The 25,073-nt window shown below is 46.9% G+C and carries 22 protein-coding genes and 1 pseudogene; 14 read left to right on the forward strand and 9 right to left on the reverse strand.

Annotation, left to right across the window (positions count from 1 at the left end; genetic code table 11):
• Positions 1-223 precede the first annotated feature (223 nt).
• Positions 224-1,129, forward strand: a complete 906-nt coding sequence (locus tag PQQ36_RS01340) for a LysR family transcriptional regulator (protein WP_015727837.1) — start codon at positions 224-226, stop codon at positions 1,127-1,129.
• Between the two features lie 81 nt (positions 1,130-1,210).
• Here the strand turns inward: PQQ36_RS01340 and PQQ36_RS01345 are convergent, their stop codons facing one another.
• Both PQQ36_RS01345 and PQQ36_RS01350 read right to left on the reverse strand, forming a co-directional pair.
• The gene (locus tag PQQ36_RS01345) at positions 1,211-2,911 is read right to left on the reverse strand and encodes an alkaline phosphatase family protein (RefSeq protein ID WP_238792463.1); all 1,701 of its coding nucleotides are present in this window, start codon (positions 2,909-2,911) and stop codon (positions 1,211-1,213) included.
• Positions 2,912-2,935: 24 nt separating this feature from the next.
• Complete coding sequence (locus PQQ36_RS01350; protein ID WP_238792464.1) at positions 2,936-3,721, reverse strand: formylglycine-generating enzyme family protein; 786 nt, start codon at positions 3,719-3,721, stop codon at positions 2,936-2,938.
• A gap of 166 nt (positions 3,722-3,887) precedes the next feature.
• Here PQQ36_RS01350 and PQQ36_RS01355 point away from each other — a divergent pair, with 166 nt between their 5' ends.
• Both PQQ36_RS01355 and PQQ36_RS01360 read left to right on the forward strand, forming a co-directional pair.
• The gene (locus PQQ36_RS01355; protein WP_060533809.1) at positions 3,888-5,210 is read left to right on the forward strand and encodes an anaerobic sulfatase maturase; all 1,323 of its coding nucleotides are present in this window, start codon (positions 3,888-3,890) and stop codon (positions 5,208-5,210) included.
• A gap of 20 nt (positions 5,211-5,230) precedes the next feature.
• Positions 5,231-6,301: a tetratricopeptide repeat protein gene (locus tag PQQ36_RS01360; protein WP_065091101.1), complete on the forward strand. Its 1,071-nt coding sequence runs from the start codon at positions 5,231-5,233 to the stop codon at positions 6,299-6,301.
• Here PQQ36_RS01360 and PQQ36_RS01365 read toward each other — a convergent pair.
• Together PQQ36_RS01365 and PQQ36_RS01370 are read right to left on the reverse strand one after the other, a co-directional pair.
• A complete protein-coding gene (locus tag PQQ36_RS01365) occupies positions 6,298-7,926 on the reverse strand; it encodes a VRR-NUC domain-containing protein (RefSeq protein ID WP_273660255.1) in 1,629 nt (542 codons plus the stop codon). The two genes, PQQ36_RS01360 and PQQ36_RS01365, sit on opposite strands and share 4 nt — an antisense overlap.
• A 67-nt stretch (positions 7,927-7,993) precedes the next feature.
• Positions 7,994-9,226, reverse strand: coding sequence for an L-lactate MFS transporter (locus tag PQQ36_RS01370; RefSeq protein WP_273660256.1), 1,233 nt, complete (start codon positions 9,224-9,226; stop codon positions 7,994-7,996).
• Between the two features lie 575 nt (positions 9,227-9,801).
• Between PQQ36_RS01370 and PQQ36_RS01375 the strand changes: the two genes are divergently transcribed.
• Complete coding sequence (locus PQQ36_RS01375) at positions 9,802-10,158, forward strand: hypothetical protein (protein ID WP_011081148.1); 357 nt, start codon at positions 9,802-9,804, stop codon at positions 10,156-10,158.
• 551 nt (positions 10,159-10,709) lie between these two features.
• Positions 10,710-10,907, forward strand: a complete 198-nt coding sequence (locus PQQ36_RS01380) for a hypothetical protein (protein WP_011081149.1) — start codon at positions 10,710-10,712, stop codon at positions 10,905-10,907.
• Between the two features lie 119 nt (positions 10,908-11,026).
• Here PQQ36_RS01380 and PQQ36_RS01385 read toward each other — a convergent pair whose 3' ends face one another.
• The 3 genes from PQQ36_RS01385 to PQQ36_RS01395 form a co-directional block, all read right to left on the reverse strand.
• Positions 11,027-12,514 carry an MDR family MFS transporter gene (locus tag PQQ36_RS01385; protein WP_103198041.1) on the reverse strand — a complete coding sequence of 496 codons (1,488 nt, stop codon included), beginning with the start codon at positions 12,512-12,514 and terminating at the stop codon, positions 11,027-11,029.
• A gap of 10 nt (positions 12,515-12,524) precedes the next feature.
• Entirely contained in the window at positions 12,525-13,550 is a 1,026-nt protein-coding gene (locus tag PQQ36_RS01390; RefSeq protein ID WP_015727845.1) for an HlyD family secretion protein, read from the reverse strand.
• 264 nt (positions 13,551-13,814) lie between these two features.
• On the reverse strand, positions 13,815-14,138 hold the full coding sequence (locus PQQ36_RS01395) for a transcriptional regulator (RefSeq protein ID WP_273660257.1): 324 nt from the start codon (positions 14,136-14,138) through the stop codon (positions 13,815-13,817).
• 55 nt (positions 14,139-14,193) lie between these two features.
• Between PQQ36_RS01395 and PQQ36_RS01400 the strand changes: the two genes are divergently transcribed.
• On the forward strand, positions 14,194-15,312 hold the full coding sequence (locus PQQ36_RS01400) for a Fic family protein (RefSeq protein WP_065091106.1): 1,119 nt from the start codon (positions 14,194-14,196) through the stop codon (positions 15,310-15,312).
• A 48-nt stretch (positions 15,313-15,360) separates the two neighbouring features.
• On the opposite strand, the pseudogene PQQ36_RS01405 reads toward PQQ36_RS01400, so the two are convergent.
• Positions 15,361-16,275 (reverse strand): annotated as a pseudogene (locus PQQ36_RS01405) (LysR family transcriptional regulator); the annotation flags it as partial.
• A gap of 126 nt (positions 16,276-16,401) precedes the next feature.
• Between PQQ36_RS01405 and PQQ36_RS01410 the strand changes: the two are divergent.
• The 5 genes from PQQ36_RS01410 to PQQ36_RS01430 all read left to right on the forward strand — a co-directional run bounded on the left by PQQ36_RS01410 (position 16,402) and on the right by PQQ36_RS01430 (position 20,089).
• Positions 16,402-16,839 (forward strand): carboxymuconolactone decarboxylase family protein, encoded by a 438-nt coding sequence (locus tag PQQ36_RS01410; RefSeq protein WP_038940976.1) that lies wholly within the window; start codon positions 16,402-16,404, stop codon positions 16,837-16,839.
• A gap of 209 nt (positions 16,840-17,048) precedes the next feature.
• Positions 17,049-17,309, forward strand: a complete 261-nt coding sequence (locus PQQ36_RS01415) for a DUF5062 family protein (RefSeq protein WP_011081156.1) — start codon at positions 17,049-17,051, stop codon at positions 17,307-17,309.
• Positions 17,310-17,431: 122 nt separating this feature from the next.
• Positions 17,432-17,890 carry an exoribonuclease R gene (locus PQQ36_RS01420; RefSeq protein WP_273660258.1) on the forward strand — a complete coding sequence of 153 codons (459 nt, stop codon included), beginning with the start codon at positions 17,432-17,434 and terminating at the stop codon, positions 17,888-17,890.
• 189 nt (positions 17,891-18,079) lie between these two features.
• Positions 18,080-18,826, forward strand: a complete 747-nt coding sequence (locus tag PQQ36_RS01425) for a carbon-nitrogen hydrolase family protein (protein ID WP_273660259.1) — start codon at positions 18,080-18,082, stop codon at positions 18,824-18,826.
• 498 nt (positions 18,827-19,324) lie between these two features.
• Positions 19,325-20,089: a nucleotidyltransferase domain-containing protein gene (locus PQQ36_RS01430; protein WP_273660260.1), complete on the forward strand. Its 765-nt coding sequence runs from the start codon at positions 19,325-19,327 to the stop codon at positions 20,087-20,089.
• A 55-nt stretch (positions 20,090-20,144) separates the two neighbouring features.
• On the opposite strand, the gene PQQ36_RS01435 is transcribed toward PQQ36_RS01430, so the two are convergent.
• Positions 20,145-21,905, reverse strand: coding sequence for an ABC transporter ATP-binding protein/permease (locus PQQ36_RS01435; protein WP_273660261.1), 1,761 nt, complete (start codon positions 21,903-21,905; stop codon positions 20,145-20,147).
• Between the two features lie 333 nt (positions 21,906-22,238).
• Here PQQ36_RS01435 and PQQ36_RS01440 point away from each other — a divergent pair, with 333 nt between their 5' ends.
• The 3 genes from PQQ36_RS01440 to PQQ36_RS01450 all read left to right on the forward strand — a co-directional run bounded on the left by PQQ36_RS01440 (position 22,239) and on the right by PQQ36_RS01450 (position 25,072).
• Positions 22,239-22,643, forward strand: coding sequence for a DUF6088 family protein (locus PQQ36_RS01440; protein ID WP_015727855.1), 405 nt, complete (start codon positions 22,239-22,241; stop codon positions 22,641-22,643).
• Position 22,644: 1 nt separating this feature from the next.
• Complete coding sequence (locus tag PQQ36_RS01445; protein ID WP_130247198.1) at positions 22,645-23,586, forward strand: nucleotidyl transferase AbiEii/AbiGii toxin family protein; 942 nt, start codon at positions 22,645-22,647, stop codon at positions 23,584-23,586.
• Between the two features lie 433 nt (positions 23,587-24,019).
• Complete coding sequence (locus PQQ36_RS01450; RefSeq protein ID WP_015727857.1) at positions 24,020-25,072, forward strand: ComEC/Rec2 family competence protein; 1,053 nt, start codon at positions 24,020-24,022, stop codon at positions 25,070-25,072.
• The last annotated feature ends 1 nt before the right edge of the window (position 25,073 follow it).

The following is a 25,073-nucleotide window of genomic DNA, read 5'->3' on the forward strand; positions in this document are numbered from 1 at the left end:
GAATCGTCGCTCTACGTTAGCGCTTGTAACGACTGTTTTTAAGAATCGCTTTCAACTGCACGGCCTTGTCGAGTGGACCCTAGCGGAGATGGGCTCAGTTTGGGTCAATGACGGGTTAAATCTCGCTAAAATGCGTTCTGTCACTAACTTTTACAGCACGCTCATCGTGCCATGGCGTGGGGTTGGGTAAAATTGGGCCATTCGTTTGTGTTCCCGGTTTGCCATGAAAAATACCGATTTGAATCTCATCCCTATTTTTGTTGCGATTTTTGAAGAGCAGAATCTCTCGAAAGCGGCGGCGCGTTTGGATATTAGCCAGCCTGCGGTGAGCAAAGCGCTGGCACGTTTGCGTGATATTTACGATGAGCCGTTGTTTCACCGCAGCCCATCTGGCGTAGAGCCCACCAGTTTCGCCGTGGACATTTATCCAGCAATGCTGACAGCATTTAAAAACTTCACCTCGACCTTATCCGCATCCAGTGAATTTGAAGCCAAAGTGTCCAATCGGATTTTTTCGATTGCTTGTGTTTCGGTCGCCAGTTACGAGTTGATGCCACAGCTTTTGAAGCAAATTCGTCAGCACGCACCCAACATCTCCTTGGAAGTGCACCCCCTGTTTACGGAAGATTACGAAAGTGACTTGCGATTGCAGCGTTACGATTTGATCATCGACATGGCGCCAAGAGGGTGGACGCCCCTAAAAGTGGAGCCCATTTTTTCCGAGCGATTAATGGTGGTCTGTTGTGCGGATCATCCACGTATTGCTGACGCGTGTTCCGTCGCGCAGTTTTTGGCAGAAGAGCATGTGGTGGTTTCACGCTGGCACGCGCGCAAAAGCTTAATGAGTGCAGAAGATATTGCCGATTTAGCGCAACGAAAAATTGTCTATCGTGCGTCCGGGGCATTGGAAATGTTACCCGTTATCCACGGCAGTGAGTACATTGGTATGTTGCCAGAGTCGACCATTAATGCCTTTGCCGGGACCTACAACATCAAAGCGGTGTCTTTGCCTTTTGATCACGATGTTTACGATTTATGTGCGATTTGGCATCCAAGCCGCAGCAGCGAAAGTGCGCATCAATGGCTGCGAAATCAACTCAAAGCGGCAGTTAAGGTGTTGAAACGATAGCAAATAGAAAAACGGCAGTGATGATACCATCCCTGCCGTTTTTTTGTGCCGGTTTGCATGGCGCGCTTAAGGCGTTGCCACCTATCTCACCACCTCTCTCACTACCTCACTGAGCACCTGACCAGTCGCCCCACTGGGCTGGGTAATACCAAGCTTATTGGATAAGGTTGGCGCAACGTCATACGGAGTGATCGCTCGAGAAACGCGCTGCGCTTTCACATCATAGCCGGCAAAAATCACTGGCACATGCGTGTCATAACGCCATGGCGAACCGTGCGTCGATGCAATGGTTAAGCCGTCCATATCATTGATGTAGCTACGAGCACCAAACACCAAATAGATATCGCCCGAGCGTTGTGGGTGATAGTTGTTTTTGATCAACTTCGTTATGCGGCTATCCACGACTCGATTGTTTTCGATGTCGCTGCTGGTGATGGCGTAAGCAACCCCTTCCACCTTCGAGACTTCTTCGGCGATCAGCGCTTGCACATCCGCTAAACTTGCCTTGCTCTTGGCAATCACCTCATGGTTAAGGTAGATGTAAGGCTGCGCGTAGAGGCGAATGGCGTCTTTACTTAAACCAAATTCTTGCTTTAAACGCTGCTCTATTTGGGTTGAGAACAGTGTCTTTTGGTCGAAATACTGCGCTTGGCGCAAGCCAATTTGACGAGCATTCGGTGATGCTTCGGGCACGCCATGGTCAGCGGAGAGAACAATCAGCGTATTGTCCAATCCTACCTGCTTATCCACTGCGTCAAACAACTTCGCTAAGGTGCGATCAAGCCGGATCAAGTTATCTTCGGTTTCCAGACTGTTAGGACCGTACATGTGAATCACATAATCGTTTGACGAAAAACTCACCGCAAGATAATCGGTGGTGTCGCCCTTACCTAATTGCTCTTTCTCCAACACTCGTTGTGCGAAGTTGGCCGTGATCTCATCACCCGCCGGGCTCAAGGTCAGCATGGTGGAAAAATACTTAAAGCTGGCTGGGCCATAAGGGTGGGGGAAAGTGCGGGCAAAACCAGCAAGGTCCACCTTATGTTCTTGGCTGATCTCTTGGAGTGTGTAGCGTTCTTGCGGCAGAGTGAGTGACCATTTTTGACCTGAGTATTGTGCGGGAATTTTCTCGGCATTCCAGTGAGTCACCCATTGTGGTGTCTGGTCATAATAATAGTTGCTGGTGACAAATTCTGAGGTTGCTTTGGAAAACCAAAACGCTTTGCCAGCATGGCCACCCAATGAAATTGCGCCTCTGTCTTTGACGGAGACCGAAAACACCTTAGCTTTGCCGTTGGAAGAGAGCGCCAGTTCATCACTAAACGTCGTCGTCAAAATGGGTTGTGGTGAGCGGCCATCTTTCAGCGCGGTTTTTTGAGTTGGGTCGATTTCGGTCGCTTTGTTGACACCAGCATGGCTATTGAGCATGGCGTAGTTTTCATCTTCGACATTGTAAACAAGGCGCTCTTTCTGTCTGTCGTACCATACATTGCCAACCATACCGTGAACCGACGGCGGCGCGCCAGTTGCTAGCGACACATGACCGACGATGGTTTCGGTATTGCCGTGCTGATAGTGCGCATTGGTGTAATAGACCCCTTCATCCATCAAATAGCGAAAGCCTTTTTCCGCGAAGTTATGCTTGTATCGGTCGAGTAAATCGCCACGCAATCCATCAACGGTAATTTGCAATACTAAGGCTGGCTTTTCGGTTGCTGCCGCGATTGCATTGGGGGTGAAAGCGCAAAGTAGCGATGCGCCAGTGAGCCAAACTGCTTTCATTGTCGTCCTCTTTGATGTTGTCGATCAATCAATGTCTTTTGCCAGTCTTAGGCCCATATCGGCCATGCGTATCGATTGACTGGCGAAATCACGTCGGAAGTTTTCCGATTCGTCTGCGGCGTAAGAGAGGCTGCCGCCGCGAACGGATTTATGCGCCAAGCCCGCCGTTTCTTCTTTGGCATTACTTGGGTTGTGGCTTGGGGCGTATTTGTAGTAACCCGCGTCAAAAGCATCGATGACAAATTCCCCCACGTTGCCCGTCATGTCATAGAGTCCGAGCTCATTGGGTTGCTTTAATCCCACCGGATGAGCTTGGTTATTGGCATTACTCGCATACCAAGCCACCTCATCAATGTTGTTTGAGCCTGCGTACGTGAACCCTTGACTATGCACGCCACCGCGAGCGGCGAACTCCCATTCAGCTTCCGTCGGTAAGCGGTAGTGCTCGCCTGTCAGGGTGTTCAAGCGTTCAATAAAGTAGTTCGCTTGCTGCCAACTTAAGTTGTTGACGGGAACGTTTGGATTTGGGAAATAGCTCAGTGAAGAACCCATCACCGATTCAAATAGCGCTTGAGTGACTTCGAATTTGGCAAGGTAAAAACTATCCACTGTCACTGGATGCGCAGGGGTTTCAGAGTTCTTTGCACTGGGATGTTCAGAACCCATCTCAAAAGTGCCGCCTTCGACCAACACCATATCTTGGTTAATGGCCATGGCGACGGGATGGGGCGTTGAGCTACAGCCGTTGGCCAGCAAAGCCACCGTGAGAGGAAATAGGGGAAAAAGCCAGTGACGAGGCGATAAAGTCATCCGAAATGCTCCTTAAGTCAGCGAGCTTCCAGCTTACGCATTGTTGCCATGAAAAAAGGTTATAACGGGTATAACAAGCCCTTGTTCGGAAAGCCTTTTAAGATGCATTTATCGATATTTTCTTCAAACAAGACTTGGCGCTCAGCGCGAAGAAATAAGGTGAATTATGCAGATTACTCAGGGCCCACAGTTTAATGGTAAAGCATCAAAGCGTTTACACGTGATGGCAAAACCGATTGGTGCTGCCTGCAACATCGACTGCACGTACTGCTATTACCTAAGTAAACAGGACTTACTTGAGTATAAGAAGGGCTGTACGCCCGTGATGGATGAGGCGACGCTCGAAACCTATATTCGTCAGTACATTGAAGGGCAAAATACGCCTGAAATCATCTTCTCATGGCAAGGGGGAGAGCCGACGATGCTTGGCTTGGATTACTTCCGAAAAATTGTTGAATTCCAAGCCAAATACCAGCCAGAAGGGGTAACCATCGCCAACGATCTGCAAACCAATGGCACCTTACTGAATGACGACTGGTGTGCATTTCTTAAAGCGCACAATTTCTTGGTGGGGCTGAGCATTGACGGCCCTGAAATGATGCATAACGCCTACCGCACCAACCGTGCGGGACGAGGCACGTTTAAACAAGTGATGAACGCGGTGGAGCTGCTGCACAAACATCAAGTGCCGTTCGCGACATTAACTTGTGTGAACAATTTGACCAGCCGTAACCCGTTAGAAGTGTATCGCTTTCTACGAGATGAGGTGCGTTCGCCACAAATGCAATTTATCCCAATTGTCGAGCAGAAAAGCTTTCGTACAACCGCCCCACAAACATGGCAACCGCAAGCGCAGCTCAAGCAAGGAGATAAGCGTCTCATTCCCGGCCACAAAGATTCAGTAATGGAGCCATGGTGTGTCGCAGACGAGGCATGGGGCAATTTTCTCATTGCCATCTTCGATGAGTGGATTCAACACGATATCGGTAAGGTTTTTGTGCAATATTTTGAAGCCAGTGTCGAAACGTGGATGGGGCGAAAGAACCCGCTGTGCACACTAGGAGAAATTTGCGGCAAAGGCTTAGCCATGGAACCGAATGGCGATGTGTTTGCGTGTGACCACTATGTTTATCCCGAATATAAAATAGGCAACATTCATCAGCAGTCATTAGAGCGCTTGGCCTATGGCGATGAGCAACAAAAATTTGGTTACGCCAAGGTGCGTTCGTTAACCAGCCAATGCCAACAATGTGAGTATCAATTTGCTTGCTTTGGTGAATGTCCGAAAAACCGTTTTATCCGCACGAAACAGGGTGAGCCGGGGCTTAACTATCTTTGTGCGGGTTGGAAAAAGTTTTTCGCTCACGCAGACAAAGCTCTGGCGTATGTTTTACGCGCCACGGGCCATCCGGTGGTTCACGGTCAATACAGTGATCAAGCGATGCACCAGTTGGCAAGCCGCACACCGCGTTTTGAGACTAAGTTTTGAGATCCTGCTTTGAGGTAAAAATGATGACACGTTCCCACACTCTTTTACTCGCGGCCTTGGGCCTCACCGCGCAAGTAAGCGCGCATGATGTCTCTTTTATGCAGTCGCCTAGTGCAGGGGAAAGCGCAGGTAAAAGTGCAACTCATGAGCTCACTCACGCCACTTCTCCTCAGGAAGTGGTGTCGAAACTCTCCTACCAAGCGCAAGACAAAAGCTTGCCGACCGAGCTGCGTGTAGGCGCGCTCAGAAATCTGGCCAATTACCCAAGCCAAAACGCGCTGGTGGCGGTCAGTCGTAACCTGCAAGAAAGTGACCCAGCATTACGTGAAGCGGCCATTGTTGGTGCTGGCCCATACAATATTGTTCACCGTTGGCGCATGGTTTCGCCATTGCTCACCGATGACACCGAAATGGTGAGATTGGCGGCCACGGCGAATTTGCTGCGTGACTATGGCAATCTCAGTGAGAGCCAACAGCAAGCGTTAAATGCCCCGACAAAGGCGCTTATTCGTTATTTGGCGCAGAAAAAAGACACCGATTCTCAATTGCTGCTGGCGGACGTTTATCGTTGGTATAAGCAGTGGGACAAAGCGCAGCCACTCTATCAGCAACTGACTGAGCAAACGCCAGATAACCCGCAAGTTTGGCTCAGCTTGGCAGATAACTACCGTGCACAGAAAAACGATGGTGAGGCGATAGAAACGCTAGACGACGCTATTCAACGACATCCAAGCAATGCGGCGTTGCATTATTCTAAAGCGCTGACGTTGGTTCGTTTGGATGACAAAAATGGGGCTGCGCAAGAGATGGAATTGGCTGCCAACATGGCCGAAAACAACAGCTACTACTGGTATCTCAATGGTGTGTTGCAAGAGCCGTTTGATTTGCAGAAATCGGTTGGTGCTTTTGAACAAGCCTACTTAATATCAGGAGCCCCAGAGCAACTCTATGCGGTGTGCGATATCTACGCACGGTACGACAATCCCAAGACAGAACTCTGTTTGACAGAGCTGCAAAAAGTCGCACCAGAGTACGTGATCGACCAGATCAAACAGAAAAAAGACGAGCGCAAAATGTCGGCGCGCGGCTAGTCTGCCTCAGCAGCTTGATGCTCTACGTAACACACAGCGAAAGGAATCGCTAATTGCTTGAAATGGTGTATCCAACGCCACTGATTATCTTGCAGTTTGTCACCGGGCCCTTTGACTTCAATCCATTGATACTCACCATCTTTGAAAGCGATCAAATCGGGCATGCCATTGCGGTAGAGTTTTAAATCACTGAGCTGGATCTTAAATAACGCCACCAAACTTTCACGCGGTATGCTCTCTAAGGCATGCAAAAGTAGGCTTTCTGAGAGTGCTGACCACTGCACCAGTGGGTTCGCAATTCCCTGTTTCTCGCGAAAACGCTGCAAAATAAACGCATTATCACCGGTTAATAACTGAGTAAACGCCTGTTCGATTTCGGCGGCACGCTTGTGCGCAAAATCGTCATGATACAAATCAAGAGGGCGATGTTGGTAGGCATTGATGAAGGCGCCTTCGACGGGAGCAAAGAAGGCAGGCCAGAAAGTGAGCCCGAGCAAACCGTTGAGCAGCGCATTTTCGCTGTAGAACACTTGCCAACCTAAACGCTCAAAATGCGTCAACGCTGCGAGTTCGACGCGTTGTTGCGACAGATCGAGCGAGAGGCGGTATTCGTCGCATTGAGGCTTGCTGGCTCGCGGCAGTTTTTCGCCCAACTTGCGTTTTAGTCTCTGTTCTAGCTTCTGGGCTACTTCAAATTCAGAGACGTCAATTGGCTGGGTGAGCATTTCGGTGACAATGTCACTAAATGGCTGGTTCTGTTCCAGTTTATCGTAGATACGCGCACGGCGTTCTCGGCTCGGCGCCAGTGTGGTTTGTTCAAACAGTGTTAGCGCCGTGGTGAACTCACCAAACCGTTCAAAATCTCGGGCAATGTCATTAAGCAGGTGTTCGCGTTTACGGTCGACATAGGGATGTGCCACAGGGCTAGGCAGTGCTGCCAGCAGTTGCTCCAGATTCTCCTTCTGTTTTCTATCACAAAGCCAGTAACGGTTCGAAAGTTCGCTAAGGTCGATTAAGCGGTCAATCTGTTCTCGGCTATCGAAGAATCGCCGTTCTTTACTCAACTGGTAAGCTTCGAATTGATGCAGACCGAGATCATCCAAAACGAATTGGCTCAGATCTTGATGGGTGTTTGCAAAAAACAACGTTAGTAACAGGTCGATCATGTGAGCGGAGTTAAGCTTGATAACGGTGAATGCTAATTCCTTAAACTGAGTGAAGACGCCGTCGCTTAGACAACTGACCAGTGCCTCTTTCTTTTGCGTTTTGGCAAGATGAGGGTAGAGCGAAAGCAGCTCTGGCTTTGTCAGTAAGTAGAGAGCGAGCTCTTGGTGAGAAAGTACAGGAGAGAGTTCGACAAACTCGCCTTGGCTGAGTATGTCTAGGGTGTGATCAAGTTGGGGAATTTCAGCATAATGCAGTTTATCACTGCGAAACCAACAGCCTTTGCGACTGTACAAACGCACCAAAAGGCATTGCGCACGCTTATCAAGCTCAGTGAACGCCAAAAGCCATTGCTGTTCGTCTGTTGTCAGCAAATCCTGGTACCACTGCAGCGCGTGGCGCGTAAGCTTAAAAAAGTTATCGAGATAGTAATCCGGGGCGAGTTCAACGCTGTTTTCCATAAACGACCAACAATAAAAAAGGCTTAACCCGTAGGTTAAGCCTTTTCATGTTCAAATCAACGCGTAATTACGCCTTTTTCAGCTCTGCGACTTTCGCTTCTGAAAGTGGTTTCGTTACCAGTGCAAGCACAATACAAACGCCCATCATTACGGCTGAAATTGTGTAAGCCAAGGTGTAGCCAGTGCCGTTGGTCATAGAGAAACCAACCACTGCAGCACCAATCGCACCACCAATACCCCATGCTGTGTAAAGTACGCCATAGTTAGTGCCGTAGTTTTTCAGATCGTAGAATTCTGCGGTTAGAGTAGGGAAGACCGCTAGAAGAGTACCGTAACCAACTGCTGCGATAGCCGTACCAATGATCAGAGTGAACTCAGATTGGAACGTTGCGAACAGAACCATGTTGATGCCCTGTAGAACGAACGCGAGAAGAAGCGTACGTACGCCGCCGATCTTGTCTGCAAGCATACCTGCAGCAACACGGCCGCCTGAGTTAAATACCGCAAGAATAGACGCAAGGTAAACCGCGTTAGGCAGGTTTGCTTGAACGCTTGCGATGGTGGTGATGTTACCGATGATCATCAGGCCAACAGACGCTGCAAATGCGTACATGATCCAGAGTGCGTAGAACTGTGGCGTTTTAAGCATCGCTTTCCACGTTAGGTCATCAGATTTCTTCACCGCTTTAGGTGCTTGGCCTTCTTTTACTTTAGGCTCTGCTGGGGTGTAATCTGCTGGTGGGTTATTGATGGTTGCCGCTAGAGGTACCGCGATAGCAAGAACACCAACACCAAGAATCATAAAACTGGTTTGAATACCCATGTTCGTGATCAGAGCTGAAGTCAGTGGCGCAAGGTAGATCGCTGCAAGACCAAAACCTGCTGCGATGATGCCGTTAACCATACCTTTCTTCGATGCGTGGAACCACTTCATCGCCGATGGAGATAGACAAGCATAACCAAAACCGATACCCGCACCGGTGATCACACCAAACGTGATGTTGAGCATCAGTGGTGAGTCAACAAAACCAGATGCAATCATGCCTAGACCTGTAAGAACAGTACCTAGGATAAGAATCATACGTGGCCCCATGCGGTCTTGAAGAATACCAGCAACAAGAAGACAAATAGAGAACGTGATCGTTGCGGTTGCGTAAGGGGCAGACGCTTCTGCAGCGCTCCAGCCTGACTCAGTCACTAGTGCTTTGTTGAATACACTCCAAGCATACAGGATGCCAAGACAAAGGTTGATACAGAATCCTGCAAGCAGGATGCGCATAGCTTTATCAATCTTGCTCATTTTTGTTCTCAGTGTTGCTTCTGGTAATACCAAAAGGGGGCGAATAAAAAGGTGGTTAAACTCAAAATTAGTTTGCGTTTTTCAACAGATAACGCAATGAGCGCGGATTATAACCAATCCTTTTGTGATTGGAATCTCTTTTTAAGGCCAGATCTGAAAATATTTTGATACGTTAAAAAAGTGTTGTTACAGAGTTTTCTGAATTAACACTCGTTTGTGAAAATCTTGTGATCTTTGGATGTTGAGCGCTTATCTGACGGGGCTTAGATATGCGGAAGAGAGTTGATATGGTACTGAGTTCACATTGCTAAAAAAAAGACAAAATATTTTCTGCTGTTAAATGAATGTAACAATCCTTTTCTAAATTTACACTTTTCTCTCGAAATGCCGTAGACAAAGGATTCTTAAAAATCATTGTGTTAATCATATGTAAAATCAGTTGGTTTGATTAATGTTTGTACGCATTTTGTACAGGTTTGGCCTCTTGATCTCTGAAACTAGTTTGGCAAAATATAGCGGAAACTGAGATTGCAATATTGAAAGGATGCTTTTTAGGCTTTTATAGCGAGGTGTATATGAAGATTTTCCTTATTCTACTGATATCTGTTACGGCGGGTTATGCCTCTGCTGACCACATCCACTCTTTCTTGTTTGGTCTCTATATTTCATCTCTGGCGGTAGGCAGTTGTTACTGGTTTGCATTCCGCAGCTCGCGTTTCCCTCAACTGGCGGTTTTCCTGTTGCTTTGCGGCATGCTGTCTAAGTTAGCAGTGACGGTTATTGGCGTATTTTGGGGACTATCACAAGATTTGATTGGCTCGCCATTCATCTTCTCGCTTTCGTACTTGTTCTTCTCAATTGTGGTGACGTACCTATGGTTCAGTTACCGCCAGAAAAAAACCAAAGCGCCAGGGCAACGTCTTCCAGCCTAATTGAACGAATTTAAAGAACGCCAGCAAGATTGCTGGCGTTTTTTTAGGTTGCCATTTCAGCGTCATGCCATTTTTTGCCCAAGCTACTTGTCGTTTCAGCTAGGCAGTGGCGAGTTCATAGACTTTTGAACTCTTTAAAAAGGAAAAGCAGCAGAAATTTAATCAGAGAAATTTCTATCATTTTCGAATGATCGGAGTATAGTGCACATGGTTTTCAAACATGTGTTATTTATGAAATATATAGTTCAAGTCTATTCTTAGTTTTCTTTCGATTCCTTTCGTTATATTACATCTGTAGTTACTTCTTCTTTATCTTCCATTAAATAGCCTCAGTTTTTATATCATAATAATTGATGGTTTATTGATATTAAACGATCGGTATATTGCTGATTGTTATCATATATTTTCATCTGGGCGTTTGCGACTCACGATTTTGTGTTCTCTCGTTTTTATACGGTAGGGCGCTAGTTAGAGTTGAGTTTATAAACAGTCTGTAGACGAAAATATATTTAAATTATGAGTTATTATGATGTTCGATGAAGGAAAAATAAATGAGTAAAAAACGCGTAAAACATCATAATAAAAAAAGCGGTTATGAAACCAAGTTTGAACAAATGGTTAAAGAATACCATGAAGCTAAAGCGCTATTAGAATCCATGTCCAAGGGAAGTGAAGAATATAGCCAGCAAGAAAAACACTGTAATGCATTGTTTGCTTCTGCAGAGCGCTTTTTTAAACAAAATCAATAAGCTTTCTTGCATCTTTGAAGTCATGATTGGCGGATGTGCCGACAATCCTGTGACGTATTTGCAGCAAGCGATAAAAAAACGAACCCGATGGTTCGTTTTTTATACGCTCTATTTAAGGATTATTTCGAACGTATCAATATCAGCATTGGCATCATGATAACGAACATGACCCCCACGAGCTGGAAGGTATGAATGAACGCCACCATTTGTGATTGTTGATGCAGCATGGTCTGATACTGCTCAAGCGCCGCGGGATCGGTAATAGAGAGCCCTTGCTGCGCCGCCCAATCATGCAGTACCGGATTATAAGGATTGATGCCTTCTCCCAACGCATGCCATTGCTGTTGACTGTCGCGATATTGAAAAGTGGTCGCGATGGAGATACCAAACGAGCTGCCAATGGTGCGAAACAAATTATAGATACTGGCGCCCGCGACCGATTGCTCTTTGGGTAGTGTCAGATACGCCAATGTGGATAGGGTAGAGAAGGTTAATCCCAAACCCATGCCTTGAATCATGCTGGGCATCACGATCCAGAAAGTATCGATTTCCAACGAGTACAAGGTCATCAAGTAGCTGCCAATACCGATGCAAGTTAAGCCGAAGATGATCTTCAATCTAGGATCAAATTGCGGATTGAGTTTGATCACTAGAATTAACATGGCTGCTGACGCCAACCCTCGCGGAGCCATCAACATGCCCGTAGTCGAAACGGGATAGTGCAACAGACTCTCCAACAGCATGGGTTGCTGTGTGGTCAAGCCGAACATCGCCATCGAGACAACTGCAATCATCAACGAGGAGACCATAAGGTTTTTGTCTTTCAGCAACCACAGTGGCGCAATCGGACTTTTGGTTTTCCAACTGCGATAGACCCACATAATCAAGCCGATAACGGCAAGTAACGCCGCGGTTTGAATCATGCGTGAGTTAAACCAATCTTCGTCGTTGCCTTTATCCAGCACAAATTGAAGCGCGCCAACGCCGAGCGCCATATAGCCGATGATCCACCAATCGAAATTCGGCTTTGTTTTGTTGCTGATATGAATGTAGCGATAAATCAGCGTCGCACATACCAGCCCAAAGGGTAGGTTGACGTAGAAAATCCAACGCCAGTTGATGTTATCGGTAATGATTCCGCCTACGACTGGCCCGAGAATCGGCCCCAACAAAATACCGATGGAGAAAATCGCCATCGCTTTGCCTTTTTGCTCCGAAGGGTAGATCTGCACCAGCATCGATTGTGCGAGTGGGATGACCGATGCACCAAACGCACCTTGAATGATGCGAAATAGCACCATTTCTTCGAGTGAGGTGGCTTGGCCACATAGGGCACTCGCAATCACAAAGCCAATCACCGCCACCAGCATCACTTTGCGCTCACCAAATCGAGAGACCCAGAAACTGGTCATCGGGATGAAGATCGCCTCCGCCATACTGTAGCCTGTCAGCACCCAAGTGATTTGGTCTGCGGTTGCGCCCAGCGCACCCATCATATGTGAAAGGGAGACGTTGGCCACGGTCATGTCAATCAGCACCATGATGGCAGATAGCATCACGGCGACGGTGGCAATTCCCCGTTTGTCTGCTGTTATTTGATTATTCATCGCTCAGCACTCAAAGTGGGTGACTTTGCAAATCAACCGTTACTTCAGTACTGGCTCCCACGCGTAATTGAGGGGCGTCTTTTGGCACGTCAAGCGCCAAACGAACAGGGAAGCGCTGCTTGATTTTGACCCAGTTACCCGTTGCGTTTTCAGGTGGCATCAAAGAGAAAGAAGTCCCGCTGGCTGGAGAAAGTTCTTCGACCGTTGCTTTCCAAACCCGATCTGGATACATGTCGATCACCACTTCTGCCTCCATGCCGGGTTTAATATGGGTAAGGTCCGTTTCTTTGAAGTTGGCGCGTACCCAATAGCTGTCTTTGATGATCACCGGAAACAGCGTTTGTCCCACTGCCACCACAGAACCCACATGCGTGTTGATTTCGCCAGCGATCCCATCCACAGGCGAGGTGATGTCGGTATAGCTCAGGTTTAACTCGGCTTGAGCCAATTGAGCGGCCGCTTGCTGAACCACTGCGGCTTCAGCCCCTTCTTCACCACGGTTCGCAATTGCTTTTTCGACCGATGCCCGCGCTTGTTCTAGGCTGGCTTGAGCATTAGCCAGTTTGTTCTTAGCGGTATCGAGATCTTGAGCAGAAGCCAATTTACGCGTCACGAGAGAATCAATACGTTTGTATTCCAACTGAGCTTCCGTCAAGTTGGAGCGCGCTGCGTCTAATCCTGCGACTGCTTCCGTCACTTGTTTGTCCGCCACATCGTGTTGCTGAACGGCTAACTGATACGCTGCTTTAGCCTGTTTGACGGCCAATAAGTATGGGCGGGCGTCAATTTTCAGCAGTAAATCGCCTTTATTCACGGCTTGGAAATCTTTCGCTTCCACAGCAACCACTTGGCCTTGTACTTGAGGAGCAACCGAGAGGATCTTCGCTCTAACGTAAGCATCTTCGGTGCTTGGATGGCTATCGGAATATTGCCAAGAAAGATACATCGCGCCAAAGGCAATGGCGCAAGCAGCAAGAAAAAGGGTTTTGGTCAATTTGGATTTTGATTTGCTTTTGTTCGCGATAGTGTCGCTCATTATATTGTCCAAGTGGTAAATTTTGTGATCAGTGTAGGATTTTCCCACTCTCGAACAACCGAATGATCTGCAAGGTTAAGATCCAATTTTGAATGTTGCTAATGTGTTTGAAAGATGCGCAAGAAAAGTAAGCAATCGCAGTGATTAATGGTGACCCAAAGCATTACTGTTCGTGATAGGTAAAAGTGAGAGGACGTATTTTAACTGATTGAAATAAAGGCGAATATGAGTATCCGCCATACTAATTCAAGATTGATACTGATGCTACCAGCAGATCAACTCGCCGAACTTCTTATCGAGCTCCAGTTCGGTTAGGCGACAATAAAAGGTACTGCCCGGGCGATCTTCGTGGTGTCGGCAAGTACGGCAAATACCAAAGCTTTGTGTTTCATTTTTGGCCTGCATCTGAGCCAGCATTTTCTTCAAATAACCGACGCTGTCCGGAGAGGCAGCTTCCAATTCACTAAGTGGCTCCAAGTAACGCGCTGGCGGTGTCAGCTTTTCGATTAAGCGCTTTCCGACAAGCGCAGGGTGGTTGATGTGAATGCAACACTTAATCTCATCACCATATGATTTGAAAAAAAGCATTAATCGAATCATAATGTGATTCGAATATGTAGGGTTTTCGAATCAAGGAGCCGTTATGTGGATCTGGCAACAGGCGTCATGGCCTGAATTTGAGTGGGACAGAAGTGTGATTGAGCCGCTTGTGAGAACCACACGCCTAAATCAAGGTATCTTGTTAGGGAAAATGCTCTGTCAGCCACTTGATCAAACCCAAAATATGCTGGATACCTTGCTCGCCAACATTGTGCACTCTAGCGCGATAGAAGGGGAAAAACTCAACGCCTTTTCTGTGCGCTCTTCACTTGCGAACAAATTGGGCATCAGTGAAGAGAATCCGTTCCCGACAACGAAACAGACCGATGGTCTGGCAGAGATCATGCTCGATGCGGTCGATAACCTCGAAGTTCCACTCACTTTAGAACGCGTCTTGCATTGGCATGCCTTGTTATTCCCCCAAGGATACACGCTGTTCAATCCTGTTATTGGTGGGCAGTTAAGAAGCGAAACGCCCATGCAAGTGGTATCTGGACGGATAGACAAACCCGTTGTCCATTTTGAAGCACCGGGTAGAGCGTGCTTAGACGCAGAACTGAACACGTTTATACAGTGGTTTAACGATTCAAAGAGGGATACCTCACTCGATCCTCTATTAAGAGCCGCCATCACCCACCTTTGGTTTGTCACACTACACCCATTGGATGATGGCAATGGCCGCATTACTCGAGTGCTGACCGATCTCGCACTGGCACAAGCGGAGCACCAATCCGTGCGCTTTTACGCCATGTCGGTAGCGATTCTTGCTAACCGAAAAAGCTATTACGAGATCTTAGAGCAAACGCAGAAAGGGGATTTGGACATCACCGCGTGGTTACGTTGGTTTTTAGACACGCTGAATGAAACCTTTGATGTTGCGTTAAAAGAGATTGAACAAACGGTATTTAAAACCAATTACTGGCGACACATCGACCAAACACGGTTGTTGAGTGAACAAACCAAAGTGCTTAATCGAATGCTCGATGGTGATTTCCCTGAGGGGATCAACACATCGCAATACCACAAGGTTGCGAAAGTGAGTAAACCCACCGCCACAAGGCATTTGGCCGCGCTTGTTGAGCTTGGCTGCCTGATTAAATCTGACGCTGGTGGCCGGAGCACACGTTATCATTTGCCAAAGATTGGCGACCAAACGGCGTGATTCACGAAGAGATCGACCATAGCCGAAAAATCGTTCACACAGGGGTTGGCTTGAACTGAATGTTTCTTGCATCGGTTTAAGCTTCTCAAGCAAAAAGTCCAAAAACACACGCAGGTGAGGTTTGGGGTATTGCGTGTTTTTGTAGATAGCGAAGATCTCACCACTGCCTAGCTCACCGTGCGTTGCCGTCCAGGACGGCAGTAATTCCACTAACTGCCCACTTTCCAGATAGGGTTTGAGCATCCACTTCGACAACAGAAGTACGCCAGTACCTTGCAGCGCTGCACATAAAAGAGGAGAGCCGCCTTTTGAAATCAAATTGCCAGCGACCATGACTTTTCTAGTGATCGATTTTTGGCGGAAGTACCAATAATTCCGCTGCCGTTCGTGACTTATCAATAGACAATTGTGCTGCTGTAAATCTTCTGGTTGTGTTATGGGGGAGTGCGTATTTATATATGCAGGCGAAGCAACCAACGCGGTGTAATTGGTTAGCAAGTGCCGAGCTTTCAGTCGGCTGTCTTGTGGGGTGCCAATACGGATCGCCATATCGACATTGTCGCTGTTTAAATCCACAAGTTTGTTATCCAGCTCAAGTTCAATTTGTATCTTGGGGTAGCGCTCGAGGAACTCTGGAATTAATGGAGTGAGGCATAAATTGCCGAAGCTTTCGAATACCGAGATTCTCAGTATTCCTTCAGGCACACCATGATTTCCTCTCATTTCCGCCAATAAGTTATCGCTGTCGCGCAGGATCTTGCTCGATTGCTGATAAAAATATTGCCCTTCCTCGGTCAAAATCAACTGACGCGTGCTGCGTTTAAACAGTGTCGTTTTGATTCTGTTTTCGAGGCTATCAATATTTCTTGCCACCGACGAGGGGGCCATATTTAGCGATCTTCCTGCCTGAGAAAAACTGCCAGACTCGACCACCTGATCAAACACTTTGAGTAACTCTAGCACGTGTTTACCTTTGCGTTTTATGCATAACTGATTGAGATTTTATACCCATTCCACCGAAATATCGAATTCTGCACAATAACCCCATCGCACTAAGGCGGTATTTATCACTGAAATAAGGATGGGAAAATGGCCAAACGTATCAATCTTGCTCAAGTACAACCTCAAGCGTTAACGGCAATGTTAGGAATAGAAAACTACCTTGCGGATACCGCATTATCTACTGAGCTTAAAGAGCTCATCAAAATTCGAGCGTCAATGATCAACGGGTGTGCTTACTGTATTCAGATGCACACCACCGAGGCTCTGAAAAACGGGATCGCTCAGCAAAAGCTGTTTGCATTGTCTGCATGGAAAGAGTCGCCACTGTTTGATGAGGCAGAGCGAGCAGTGCTTCACCTAACAGATGACATGACAAAAATTGCCGATGCTGGCGTATCAGATAGTGTCTATCAGACCTGCCTTGAGTTACTTGGAGAAGAGCGCTTAGCTCAAGCAATGATGCAGATCATCATGATCAACGCGTGGAATCGATTTGCGCTTGCCACCGCGATGATGCATGAATAACCCGTAAGTGCTTTATGGCCCAATGTATCAGCAACATTGGGCCGCTTTACCCTGTTACCTGCTGCTCTTATCTTGTACAAACCTACGAGCGATAAATCGAAAAACAACCTTTATTCTGTCGTGCTGCGCTCAATTTTAACGCCGAATAAAACCGTGTGTTTTCAGCGCTGATATACTCCTTGCAGGATGAAAAAGAATAGGTGAAAAGCATGTCCAAAACCGCGAAGCTGAATAACGAAGAAAAGTTAGTGAAAAAGGCCTTAGAGATAGGCGGTAAGATGGCCAAAATGCAGGGCTTCGATTTACCTCAATCACCTCAACCCGTGCGTGTAAAAGCTGTCTACCTATTCTTAGTGGATGCCAAACAAATCGCACCGTTACCCGACAGCAAGCTCGATGGCGCAAACATCAAGCACCGCCTAGCACTCTGGATTCACGCCGCGTTGCCGGATAACGATCCGCTGAAGTAACTCGTTACTAAAATCGCTGAGTATTGGCCATTTTTGGGGTCAATAGTAATAAACAGTGGTAATTGAAATTTGAGCACTTAGAATGCGCACACTAAAAGTGATAACTGATGTAGAGTGATTTTATGCTTCGTGATTACACCTTCGATTGTCTTGTCCCCATGCCTCGTCATGAACTGGAAGAGTTCAGCGTGCGCATGATCAGTAAAATGGTACCTGAAGACGTGATGAGCGAACTGTTTACTTTTGATCAAGAAGAAGTGGATAGTGAAGACCGCATGTTGTCGGCGCGTCTTGATGCCATGTTGCGTATGACGGCAATCGCACTGAGTGAAATTCAGCAAGCGTTTGATGATTCAGAAAACGCCAAACAAAACAGTGAGCGTATGACTCGCCTTGTGCTTTGGCATTTCTACGCCATCTCATTTCGTTTGGAAGAAGCGATCACGCTTGAAGCGCACTGCGCACAAGTCGAAAAACTGCTCGAAAACACACCCAATGATGTGTTTGCTTGGGTGAAAACACTGACCGATCTGCTGCACACGTATGCGGAAATCAACGCCAAAGAGAACCCTGAAGCGTAATAATGATTCGGTGTTAATTGGGTATAAAACAAAAGGCGAGCCATTGGGTTCGCCTTTTGTTTTTTCGGCTTTGTTGTTTCCGTGAATCAGTCTGTTATTTGTGAATTAACGCATTGATTTGAAATTGTGTTGTGAATGAAAAGTCGGCACCATGGCAACCTTGTGTTGGGCGTGAAAAAGGGAGAAAACATGAACGCAGCGATCACGATAAGTTTGGCGCAAATTCCAGTGGTAAGAGGGGATATCCCAAGCAACCTTGCACAGCACATTTATATGATTGAACGTTCTGCAGAGCACGATGCCGATGTGGTGGTGTTTCCAGAACTTTCCCTGACTGGCTATGAGCTCGATTTAGCGAACGAGTTGGCGCTGTTGCCTGAGGCGGAAAGCATTCAGTCGTTGTCTCAAGCGAGCGTTGAACATCACGTCATCGTGATTGCCGGTTGCCCATTACGCCATGATGACGCTGCAAAGCCGACAATCGGTGCGGTGATCTGCATTCCAGATGGCAGGGTGGAATATTATGACAAGCAATATTTGCACGAAGGTGAGGCGCAGTTTTGCTCGTCAGGCTCGTCGGATTACGTTTTTAACGTCAAAGAGCAGCAAATCGCCTTGGCAATTTGTGCGGATTTTACTCATGCAGAACACGCCCAAAGAGCAAAAGCACTGGGTGCTGGCCTTTACCTCGTCAGTGCGCTGATCTCTGAAAATGGCTATGAGACGGATGCCAAAATCCTCTCTGACATTGCTTCAGAGCACGCTTTTCCTGTCTTATTGAGCAACCATATTTCACCGACGGGCGGCTGGGTAACTTGTGGCAAAAGTTCTATCTGGAATGCCCAAGGAAAGCGCCTGACAGAAGCCGATTCAAAAGAAGCGGGCCTTATTTTATGCACCATTTCCGGTGGTGATATTACCGTTAGAAACGCCTAAAGAGCGATACCGACATGTCGATAACGGGTGGTAAACAGAAGGGAACTCGATACCGTTTGAGCAATCGCAAACGGACAGCAGCAACGAAAATGCACTAAAACATCGAGCCACATCGCCTGTCGTCACTCTCGTGCACGCGGGAATCCATTCATCGGTGCCCACCGTATGCTGCGTTTGCAAGTGCACCTCCCGCAATAGCACAAATCGACAGCAAGATGTCAACGCAGCGGTAATACAGACCTGTGGCACTTGTTGTACGATGGTTCCCAGCATTCGCGAGGATGACGAGCGAAGTTAGGAGCGAAATGTTAATGGTACCGAGGAATCATCAATGCAAAGCAATGTGGCAACGTTTAAGACGGGTTCGATCATTTGTGGATTACATTTCGCTGCTTCCGTTCGGTGGTCATGGGCAACAAAAGTGCAGCATAATTAGGATCAGCGATATCGCTTCAGATTGACACTTAATACCTCTCACAACGCAACAAGGGAAATCACATGCAGGAGCAAGACAGAGGGCTCGATAAACGGGGCTTTATTCTCAATGCCTATTCGCCAACACACATCCAGCCTGAATTCAAAACGGTTGTCGATGCGGTGGTGGCAGAATTGTTGTCTCGGCTTCCGGATCAAATTGATGGCATCTATCTTTATGGCAGTGTCGCGAGGGGTAATGCCGTAGCGGGACACTCCGATCTCGATATATCCATCGTGCTAAAAACGCCCATCAGCCAAACCCAACGCGCGATCTTCCAAACGATTTCGGCGGCCATTGCCAAAGCGTATCCACAAGTGAGTAAACTTGATATCGATCCTGGATACCTAAATGACATCCTCACGCTACAAGAAAAGTATCACTGGCAATTTTGGTTAAAGCATTACTGTTGCTGCATTTGGGGGAACGATTTGTCGGTTCAGTTTCAACCCTACAAACCCAGCCTAGAGATTGCGCTCGCGTTAAATGGCGACTTACCGCATTTTTTACAACAAATGGCCCCAAATTTTGCGGATATGAGCGAAGCAAACATCGCAAAAGTGCTCGGTAAGAAATTGGTGCGTGCCGCGTATTACTTTGTGGCGGAGAACGACGGAAGCTGGTACACCGACTTATCGCTGTGCATACGAGTGGTGAAAGAATATTATCCAAATCAAAGTGACGATCTAGAATTGGCCTATCAATTTGCGTTGGGGAATCTGACTTCAAAAAGTGACGCATTCGCGCTCTATCGTCGTCTTAGCAAAGCCATTATGCCTTGCCAATAAAACAAAAAGCCCACGAGCTACCGCGGGCTAAACAATGTGTTTTAATAACAATGTTTTAATTCAGATGCTTAAACTGCAATGCGACCAAGCGCTGGTATAGCTCGCAGCTTTGCATCAAGGCGTGATGATTGCCGATATCGACCAACTCGCCATTGTCCAGCACGGCGATTTTATCGGCGTGTTGAATGGTGGAAAGGCGATGCGCGATGATCAACGTTGTGCGGCCTTTCATTAACGCTTCAAGTGCTTGCTGAACGTGGTGTTCGCTTTCGCTGTCCAGTGCGCTGGTGGCTTCATCCAACAAGAGAATTTTGGGATCTTTTAAAATCGCGCGAGCAATGGCAATGCGCTGTTTTTGCCCGCCAGAGAGCCTGACCCCGCGCTCACCCAAAAAGCTGTGATAACCTTCTGGCAGCTTTTCAATAAATTCGTGCGCGTGCGCTTTTTTTGCCGCCTCAATCACTTGCTCGTCAGTCGCGTCTGGGTTGCCGTAGCGAATGTTATGGAACACATCGTGACTAAATAACGCAGGTTGCTGCGGCACGAGCGCCATTTGTTGGCGTAGCTCGTTAGGGTCAAACTGGCGAATATCGATACCACCCAACAGCACTTGCCCTTGTTGTGGGTCGTAAAAGCGTTGCAGTAGTTCAAATAACGTGGTTTTTCCTGCGCCCGATGGGCCGACTAAGGCCAGCACTTTGCCTTGTTCCGCGTTGAGATTTAAGCCTTTGATCGCAGGCTGATTGGGGCGAGAAGGGTAGTTGAAGTTCACCGAATCGAAGCTTACTTCGGCAGGGATGTCTGCGGGGATAGATAGATGATGGCTAGGCGCTTTAATGTCGCTTTCCACTTGCAGGATTTCAATCAGCCTTTCGGTTGCGCCCGCCGCTCTTTGCAGCTCGCCAAGCACTTCAGAAATGGTGGCGGTGGAAGAGGCGACCATAATGGCATAAAAGACAAAAGCGCCGAGATCGCCTGCCGACATCTTTCCGTGGATCACATCACTACCACCAACCCAAAGCATGCCTGCAATGGCACTAAAGACAATCACAATCACGCCAGAGATTAAAATCGCCCGCTGTTTTACACGCTGTCTGCCGATTTCGTACGCCTTTTCAACTTCAACCGCGAAGGCGGCTTTTTCATGTTGCTCAGAACTAAAGCTTTGTACGGTTTTAATGTGTTCTATCGCTTCTCCGGCGTAGCTGCCCACATCGGCCATTGAATCTTGGCTTTGGCGAGAGAGGGCACGCACGCGTCGGCCATAAAACAAAATCGGCACCAACACAAATGGCACGGAAGCCAGCACAATCAGCGTGAGTTTAAAGTTGGTGGCAAACAACATGATGATCGCCCCCACACACATTAGCGCGCTGCGCATCGCCATGGAAAACGACGAGCCAATAATGCTTTGCAGCAAGGTGGTGTCTGTGGTGAGGCGCGACATAATATCGCCGCTGCTGTTAGTCTCGAAGTAGCTCGGGTGCAAGGTTATCACATGGTTAAACACCGCAAGGCGAATGTCGGCGCTGACACGCTCCCCAACCGATGAGACCAAATAAAAGCGAAAGAAAGTGCCAATCGCAATGCACAGAGTCACGCCAACAATAAATTGAATTGCATTGGTGAGCTCATGCAACGATTGCTGGGCAAACCCTTGGTCGATAAGCATACGCACCCCATACCCAACAGAAAGGGTAAGGCTCGCCGTGGCGACAAGCGCCACCAAAGCGGCAGCAACCCGCCATCTATAAGGTGAAACAAAGGTACTGAGTTTAAGAAGAATGCCGAGGTTTTTATTGTTTTTGCTGCTCATGAATGACTCACAAAGCTATTGGGTACTTGGCATAGTAAGCGAGTTTGGGAAGAGAGGCTAGGGAAGGGGCGCTTAGTCTGGCGAATTCGTACTCGTCTTTAAATCGAAGCTGCATTAAGTATCTCTGAGAGTACCGACTCGTGAAATAGGTCATTCTTTTTAATTATTAAAGGTGAGTTAAAATGAACTGCATCAAAATTAAGTTAAAAACAGTTAGTTAGATTCAATGTTTGTATCTCATCATGCCGTTTTTTTTCATAGCACTATGCCGTATCTATTCCTTGAATGTGCACGGTCAGCTATACTGCGGTTATTGTACGTAAGGAGGTTCAAATGACAGCAGTAGACCGCATTTGTCAAAAGATAAAGCGTTCAAGACGTTATGTATTTGAACGCAAAGACTTTGACGGATTTGCAAGTTACGACCAAATAGGTCGGGCATTGAGGCAGCTTGTACAGCAAGGGGAGCTAATGAAGCTTGGCTATGGTTTGTATACCAAAGCAAGAATCAATAGCCTCACTGGTAAGCCTATGCCTACCAAGCCAGGTGGCACCGATGCTCTTGTGCGTGAAATTCTTAAAATGAAAGGCGTTGATTTTGAAATGGATAGTCTATCGCAACAAAGTCTTTCAGGTGCGAGTACCCAAATTCCATCCTCTGTTCACTATTCATGGAACCCAAAACAGTTTAATCGCAAACTGGTGGTTGGTAGCCGTGTGTTGAACTTGCCAAGTTAGTATGAACGCACTAAAACAACAATTTCTTGAGGTTTCCGACGCGCTTGAGCTCGGAAACCCTGCCATCATTGAAAAAGATTTCTGGGTCGTTGCCTTACTTGCCGAGCTAGCAAAAGTTTCTCCTGAATATCATCAAATGGTCTTTTCCGGTGGCACGGCGTTGGCGAAATCAAACGTTAAAATTCTACGAATGTCGGAAGATGTGGATATAAAACTCATCCCCAACCAAGCGTTTGATGAACTGAGTCGTGCAAAAAAGAAAGCCGTTAGAAAGGCATGGGTTAACGAGATTGAACAGGCGATCACTCATTCAGAACGATTTACCGTTGAAACGCGATCTGTGCGAGATGAGTACCGTTACGTTGAATTTGAACTCAGATATCCGCAACAGTTTAGTCAAGTTCCCTGTCTTCGTCCCATCATTAAGTTAGAGTTAATCGAAACCATTCCATTACTGGACGTGGAGTCGCGCAGCATTCAATCACTGGTTGCAGAGTTGTACCAACAACCGCACGAAGTGAGTTCATTTGATTGCGTCTCTGTCTATGCCACGTTGGTTGAAAAAATCATTTCGATGCTGCGCCGTACCATGTCGGTAAAACGCAATACGGAGCGAAGCGATGATGTTGCTCTAGTTCGCCATATCTACGATGTGCATTGCATAACAAAGCTCACAATGTCTGAACTCAACTCGATTGACGGCCTATTCAAAGCGGTCTTGGAAGAAGATATTGCCCGCTTTGGCAATCAACATGCAGAGTTTGTTGCCAACCCTAAACAAGAGCTACAACTTGGCCTCAAAGAGCTTGAGGAAAATCCCATTTTCCGCCAACGTTTTCAGGACTTTGTCACACCAATGGTGTTTAACACTGAGCCCCATGATTTTGATACCTGCTTTGCCTCATTCAAGCGAATTGCCGCGTCGCTAATTGAAAAAATCTAACACTATTTGAGATAACTAAGCGCCTTATTTATAAAAGAAGTTGATCCTATCATTTAGCAAGAACAAATTAACAAAGCCGTCTGATCAGCTTTCTATCATTCTAGCTCCACAATCACATGACGAAGACAACCACAGCATTGGATGGGGTGACACCATTCGTAACCCTTAGCTACATTGTGGAGAAATGAGTCTGATGGGGTAACTTGGTTTTGCCCAAACTCGTGCTGGTCCTTTTGGAGTGGAGTTTGCATTGTATAGACCAAGTCATTCACAAAAATTATTTGAAACAATTAGTTAATAGCGGCATTTCGCTGCAAACCTAATCAGTCAAACGCTGATGAGATCTATATCAGATCACAATTTATGCGCTCTGTGGTATATTCATGCACCATGAAGTTAATAGCAATTTAGCTGTTAAACATAAGAGGTATTTATGGGTGTTTCTGTTAGGGTTCTTGAAGCAAATCATGGAGATTGCATTTTAGTCAGTCATGAGGATGCTTCGGGTACTGTTAATATTTTGATTGACGGAGGGACATCAACGACTTTTAAATATGGCTTGAGGCAGCGTTATGACGGAGCACTTTGCCAAGCGTTAGATGATCTCAAAAGTAAAGGGCAGCACATCGATCTTGCGGTACTGACTCATATTGATGACGACCATATTCATGGTTTGATAAAAGGCTTTGAAACACCTGGTTACCTTTGTGAACTCGTCAAATCAATTTGGTTTAACTCATCTCGCTTGATTACACAACATTTCGATGTCCCTGAGATTTCTGAGAATAATATTCTACTGGCCGACGACTCTCCTCAAACAAGTGTACGTCAGGGAAAAGAGCTTGAAACACTACTTTATGAAACTGGATGTAACCGAGCTCCTCTCATAATGGCAGGGCAAAAGCATGCTGTTGGTCCGTTCACATTGACAGTACTGTCTCCCGGGCGAGATCAGCTAGAGCGGTTATTGCATAAATGGCCTTCTGAAGTTGAGTCAGGTGCTACAGCAGGTCACAATAATGATTACCAGCTTTCTCTAGAAGAAATTTGGGCTGCGGACGAATTTGAGTCAGACTCATCCGTTTACAATGGCAGTTCAATCGCATTCTTGTTGGAAGTCGATAAAACAAAAATGCTCTTTCTTGGAGATGCTCACGACCAAGTTATAGTGGAGAATCTCAAAGAATTAGGCTTTAGTGAGACAAATAAGCTTCACCTTGACCTTGTGAAAGTTTCACATCACGGTAGTCAATACAATACTAGTTCTGAGTTTCTTTCCTTACTTCAGTCACCTCGTTACGTAATTTCGACCAATGGCTCGAGGCATGGTCTGCCAAACAAAAGAACCATCGCTAGGATTATTAAGGAAACAAATGGTCAGATTTGTTTCAATTACAGCGATGTGATCAAGCCACTGCTCTTAGACCATGAAGTAGAAGGCTATGCCTCTCGTCTAGAGGCGTTGGGTGAGGAGATCCAACTATAAT

The sequence above is a fragment of the Vibrio sp. CCUG 15886 genome (assembly GCF_028570825.1).
GTDB classification, from domain to species: domain Bacteria; phylum Pseudomonadota; class Gammaproteobacteria; order Enterobacterales; family Vibrionaceae; genus Vibrio; species Vibrio vulnificus_B.

What these genes read in the sequence shown, in the direction of transcription:
- PQQ36_RS01340 (WP_015727837.1), top strand. Translation starts at nt 224, where the DNA reads ATGAAAAATACCGATTTGAATCTCATCCCTATTTTTGTTGCGATTTTT.
- PQQ36_RS01345 (WP_238792463.1), bottom strand. Translation starts at nt 2,911, where the DNA reads ATGAAAGCAGTTTGGCTCACTGGCGCATCGCTACTTTGCGCTTTCACC.
- PQQ36_RS01350 (WP_238792464.1), bottom strand. Translation starts at nt 3,721, where the DNA reads ATGACTTTATCGCCTCGTCACTGGCTTTTTCCCCTATTTCCTCTCACG.
- PQQ36_RS01355 (WP_060533809.1), top strand. Translation starts at nt 3,888, where the DNA reads ATGCAGATTACTCAGGGCCCACAGTTTAATGGTAAAGCATCAAAGCGT.
- PQQ36_RS01360 (WP_065091101.1), top strand. Translation starts at nt 5,231, where the DNA reads ATGATGACACGTTCCCACACTCTTTTACTCGCGGCCTTGGGCCTCACC.
- PQQ36_RS01365 (WP_273660255.1), bottom strand. Translation starts at nt 7,926, where the DNA reads ATGGAAAACAGCGTTGAACTCGCCCCGGATTACTATCTCGATAACTTT.
- PQQ36_RS01370 (WP_273660256.1), bottom strand. Translation starts at nt 9,226, where the DNA reads ATGAGCAAGATTGATAAAGCTATGCGCATCCTGCTTGCAGGATTCTGT.
- PQQ36_RS01375 (WP_011081148.1), top strand. Translation starts at nt 9,802, where the DNA reads ATGAAGATTTTCCTTATTCTACTGATATCTGTTACGGCGGGTTATGCC.
- PQQ36_RS01380 (WP_011081149.1), top strand. Translation starts at nt 10,710, where the DNA reads ATGAGTAAAAAACGCGTAAAACATCATAATAAAAAAAGCGGTTATGAA.
- PQQ36_RS01385 (WP_103198041.1), bottom strand. Translation starts at nt 12,514, where the DNA reads ATGAATAATCAAATAACAGCAGACAAACGGGGAATTGCCACCGTCGCC.
- PQQ36_RS01390 (WP_015727845.1), bottom strand. Translation starts at nt 13,550, where the DNA reads ATGAGCGACACTATCGCGAACAAAAGCAAATCAAAATCCAAATTGACC.
- PQQ36_RS01395 (WP_273660257.1), bottom strand. Translation starts at nt 14,138, where the DNA reads ATGCTTTTTTTCAAATCATATGGTGATGAGATTAAGTGTTGCATTCAC.
- PQQ36_RS01400 (WP_065091106.1), top strand. Translation starts at nt 14,194, where the DNA reads ATGTGGATCTGGCAACAGGCGTCATGGCCTGAATTTGAGTGGGACAGA.
- PQQ36_RS01410 (WP_038940976.1), top strand. Translation starts at nt 16,402, where the DNA reads ATGGCCAAACGTATCAATCTTGCTCAAGTACAACCTCAAGCGTTAACG.
- PQQ36_RS01415 (WP_011081156.1), top strand. Translation starts at nt 17,049, where the DNA reads ATGTCCAAAACCGCGAAGCTGAATAACGAAGAAAAGTTAGTGAAAAAG.
- PQQ36_RS01420 (WP_273660258.1), top strand. Translation starts at nt 17,432, where the DNA reads ATGCTTCGTGATTACACCTTCGATTGTCTTGTCCCCATGCCTCGTCAT.
- PQQ36_RS01425 (WP_273660259.1), top strand. Translation starts at nt 18,080, where the DNA reads ATGAACGCAGCGATCACGATAAGTTTGGCGCAAATTCCAGTGGTAAGA.
- PQQ36_RS01430 (WP_273660260.1), top strand. Translation starts at nt 19,325, where the DNA reads ATGCAGGAGCAAGACAGAGGGCTCGATAAACGGGGCTTTATTCTCAAT.
- PQQ36_RS01435 (WP_273660261.1), bottom strand. Translation starts at nt 21,905, where the DNA reads ATGAGCAGCAAAAACAATAAAAACCTCGGCATTCTTCTTAAACTCAGT.
- PQQ36_RS01440 (WP_015727855.1), top strand. Translation starts at nt 22,239, where the DNA reads ATGACAGCAGTAGACCGCATTTGTCAAAAGATAAAGCGTTCAAGACGT.
- PQQ36_RS01445 (WP_130247198.1), top strand. Translation starts at nt 22,645, where the DNA reads ATGAACGCACTAAAACAACAATTTCTTGAGGTTTCCGACGCGCTTGAG.
- PQQ36_RS01450 (WP_015727857.1), top strand. Translation starts at nt 24,020, where the DNA reads ATGGGTGTTTCTGTTAGGGTTCTTGAAGCAAATCATGGAGATTGCATT.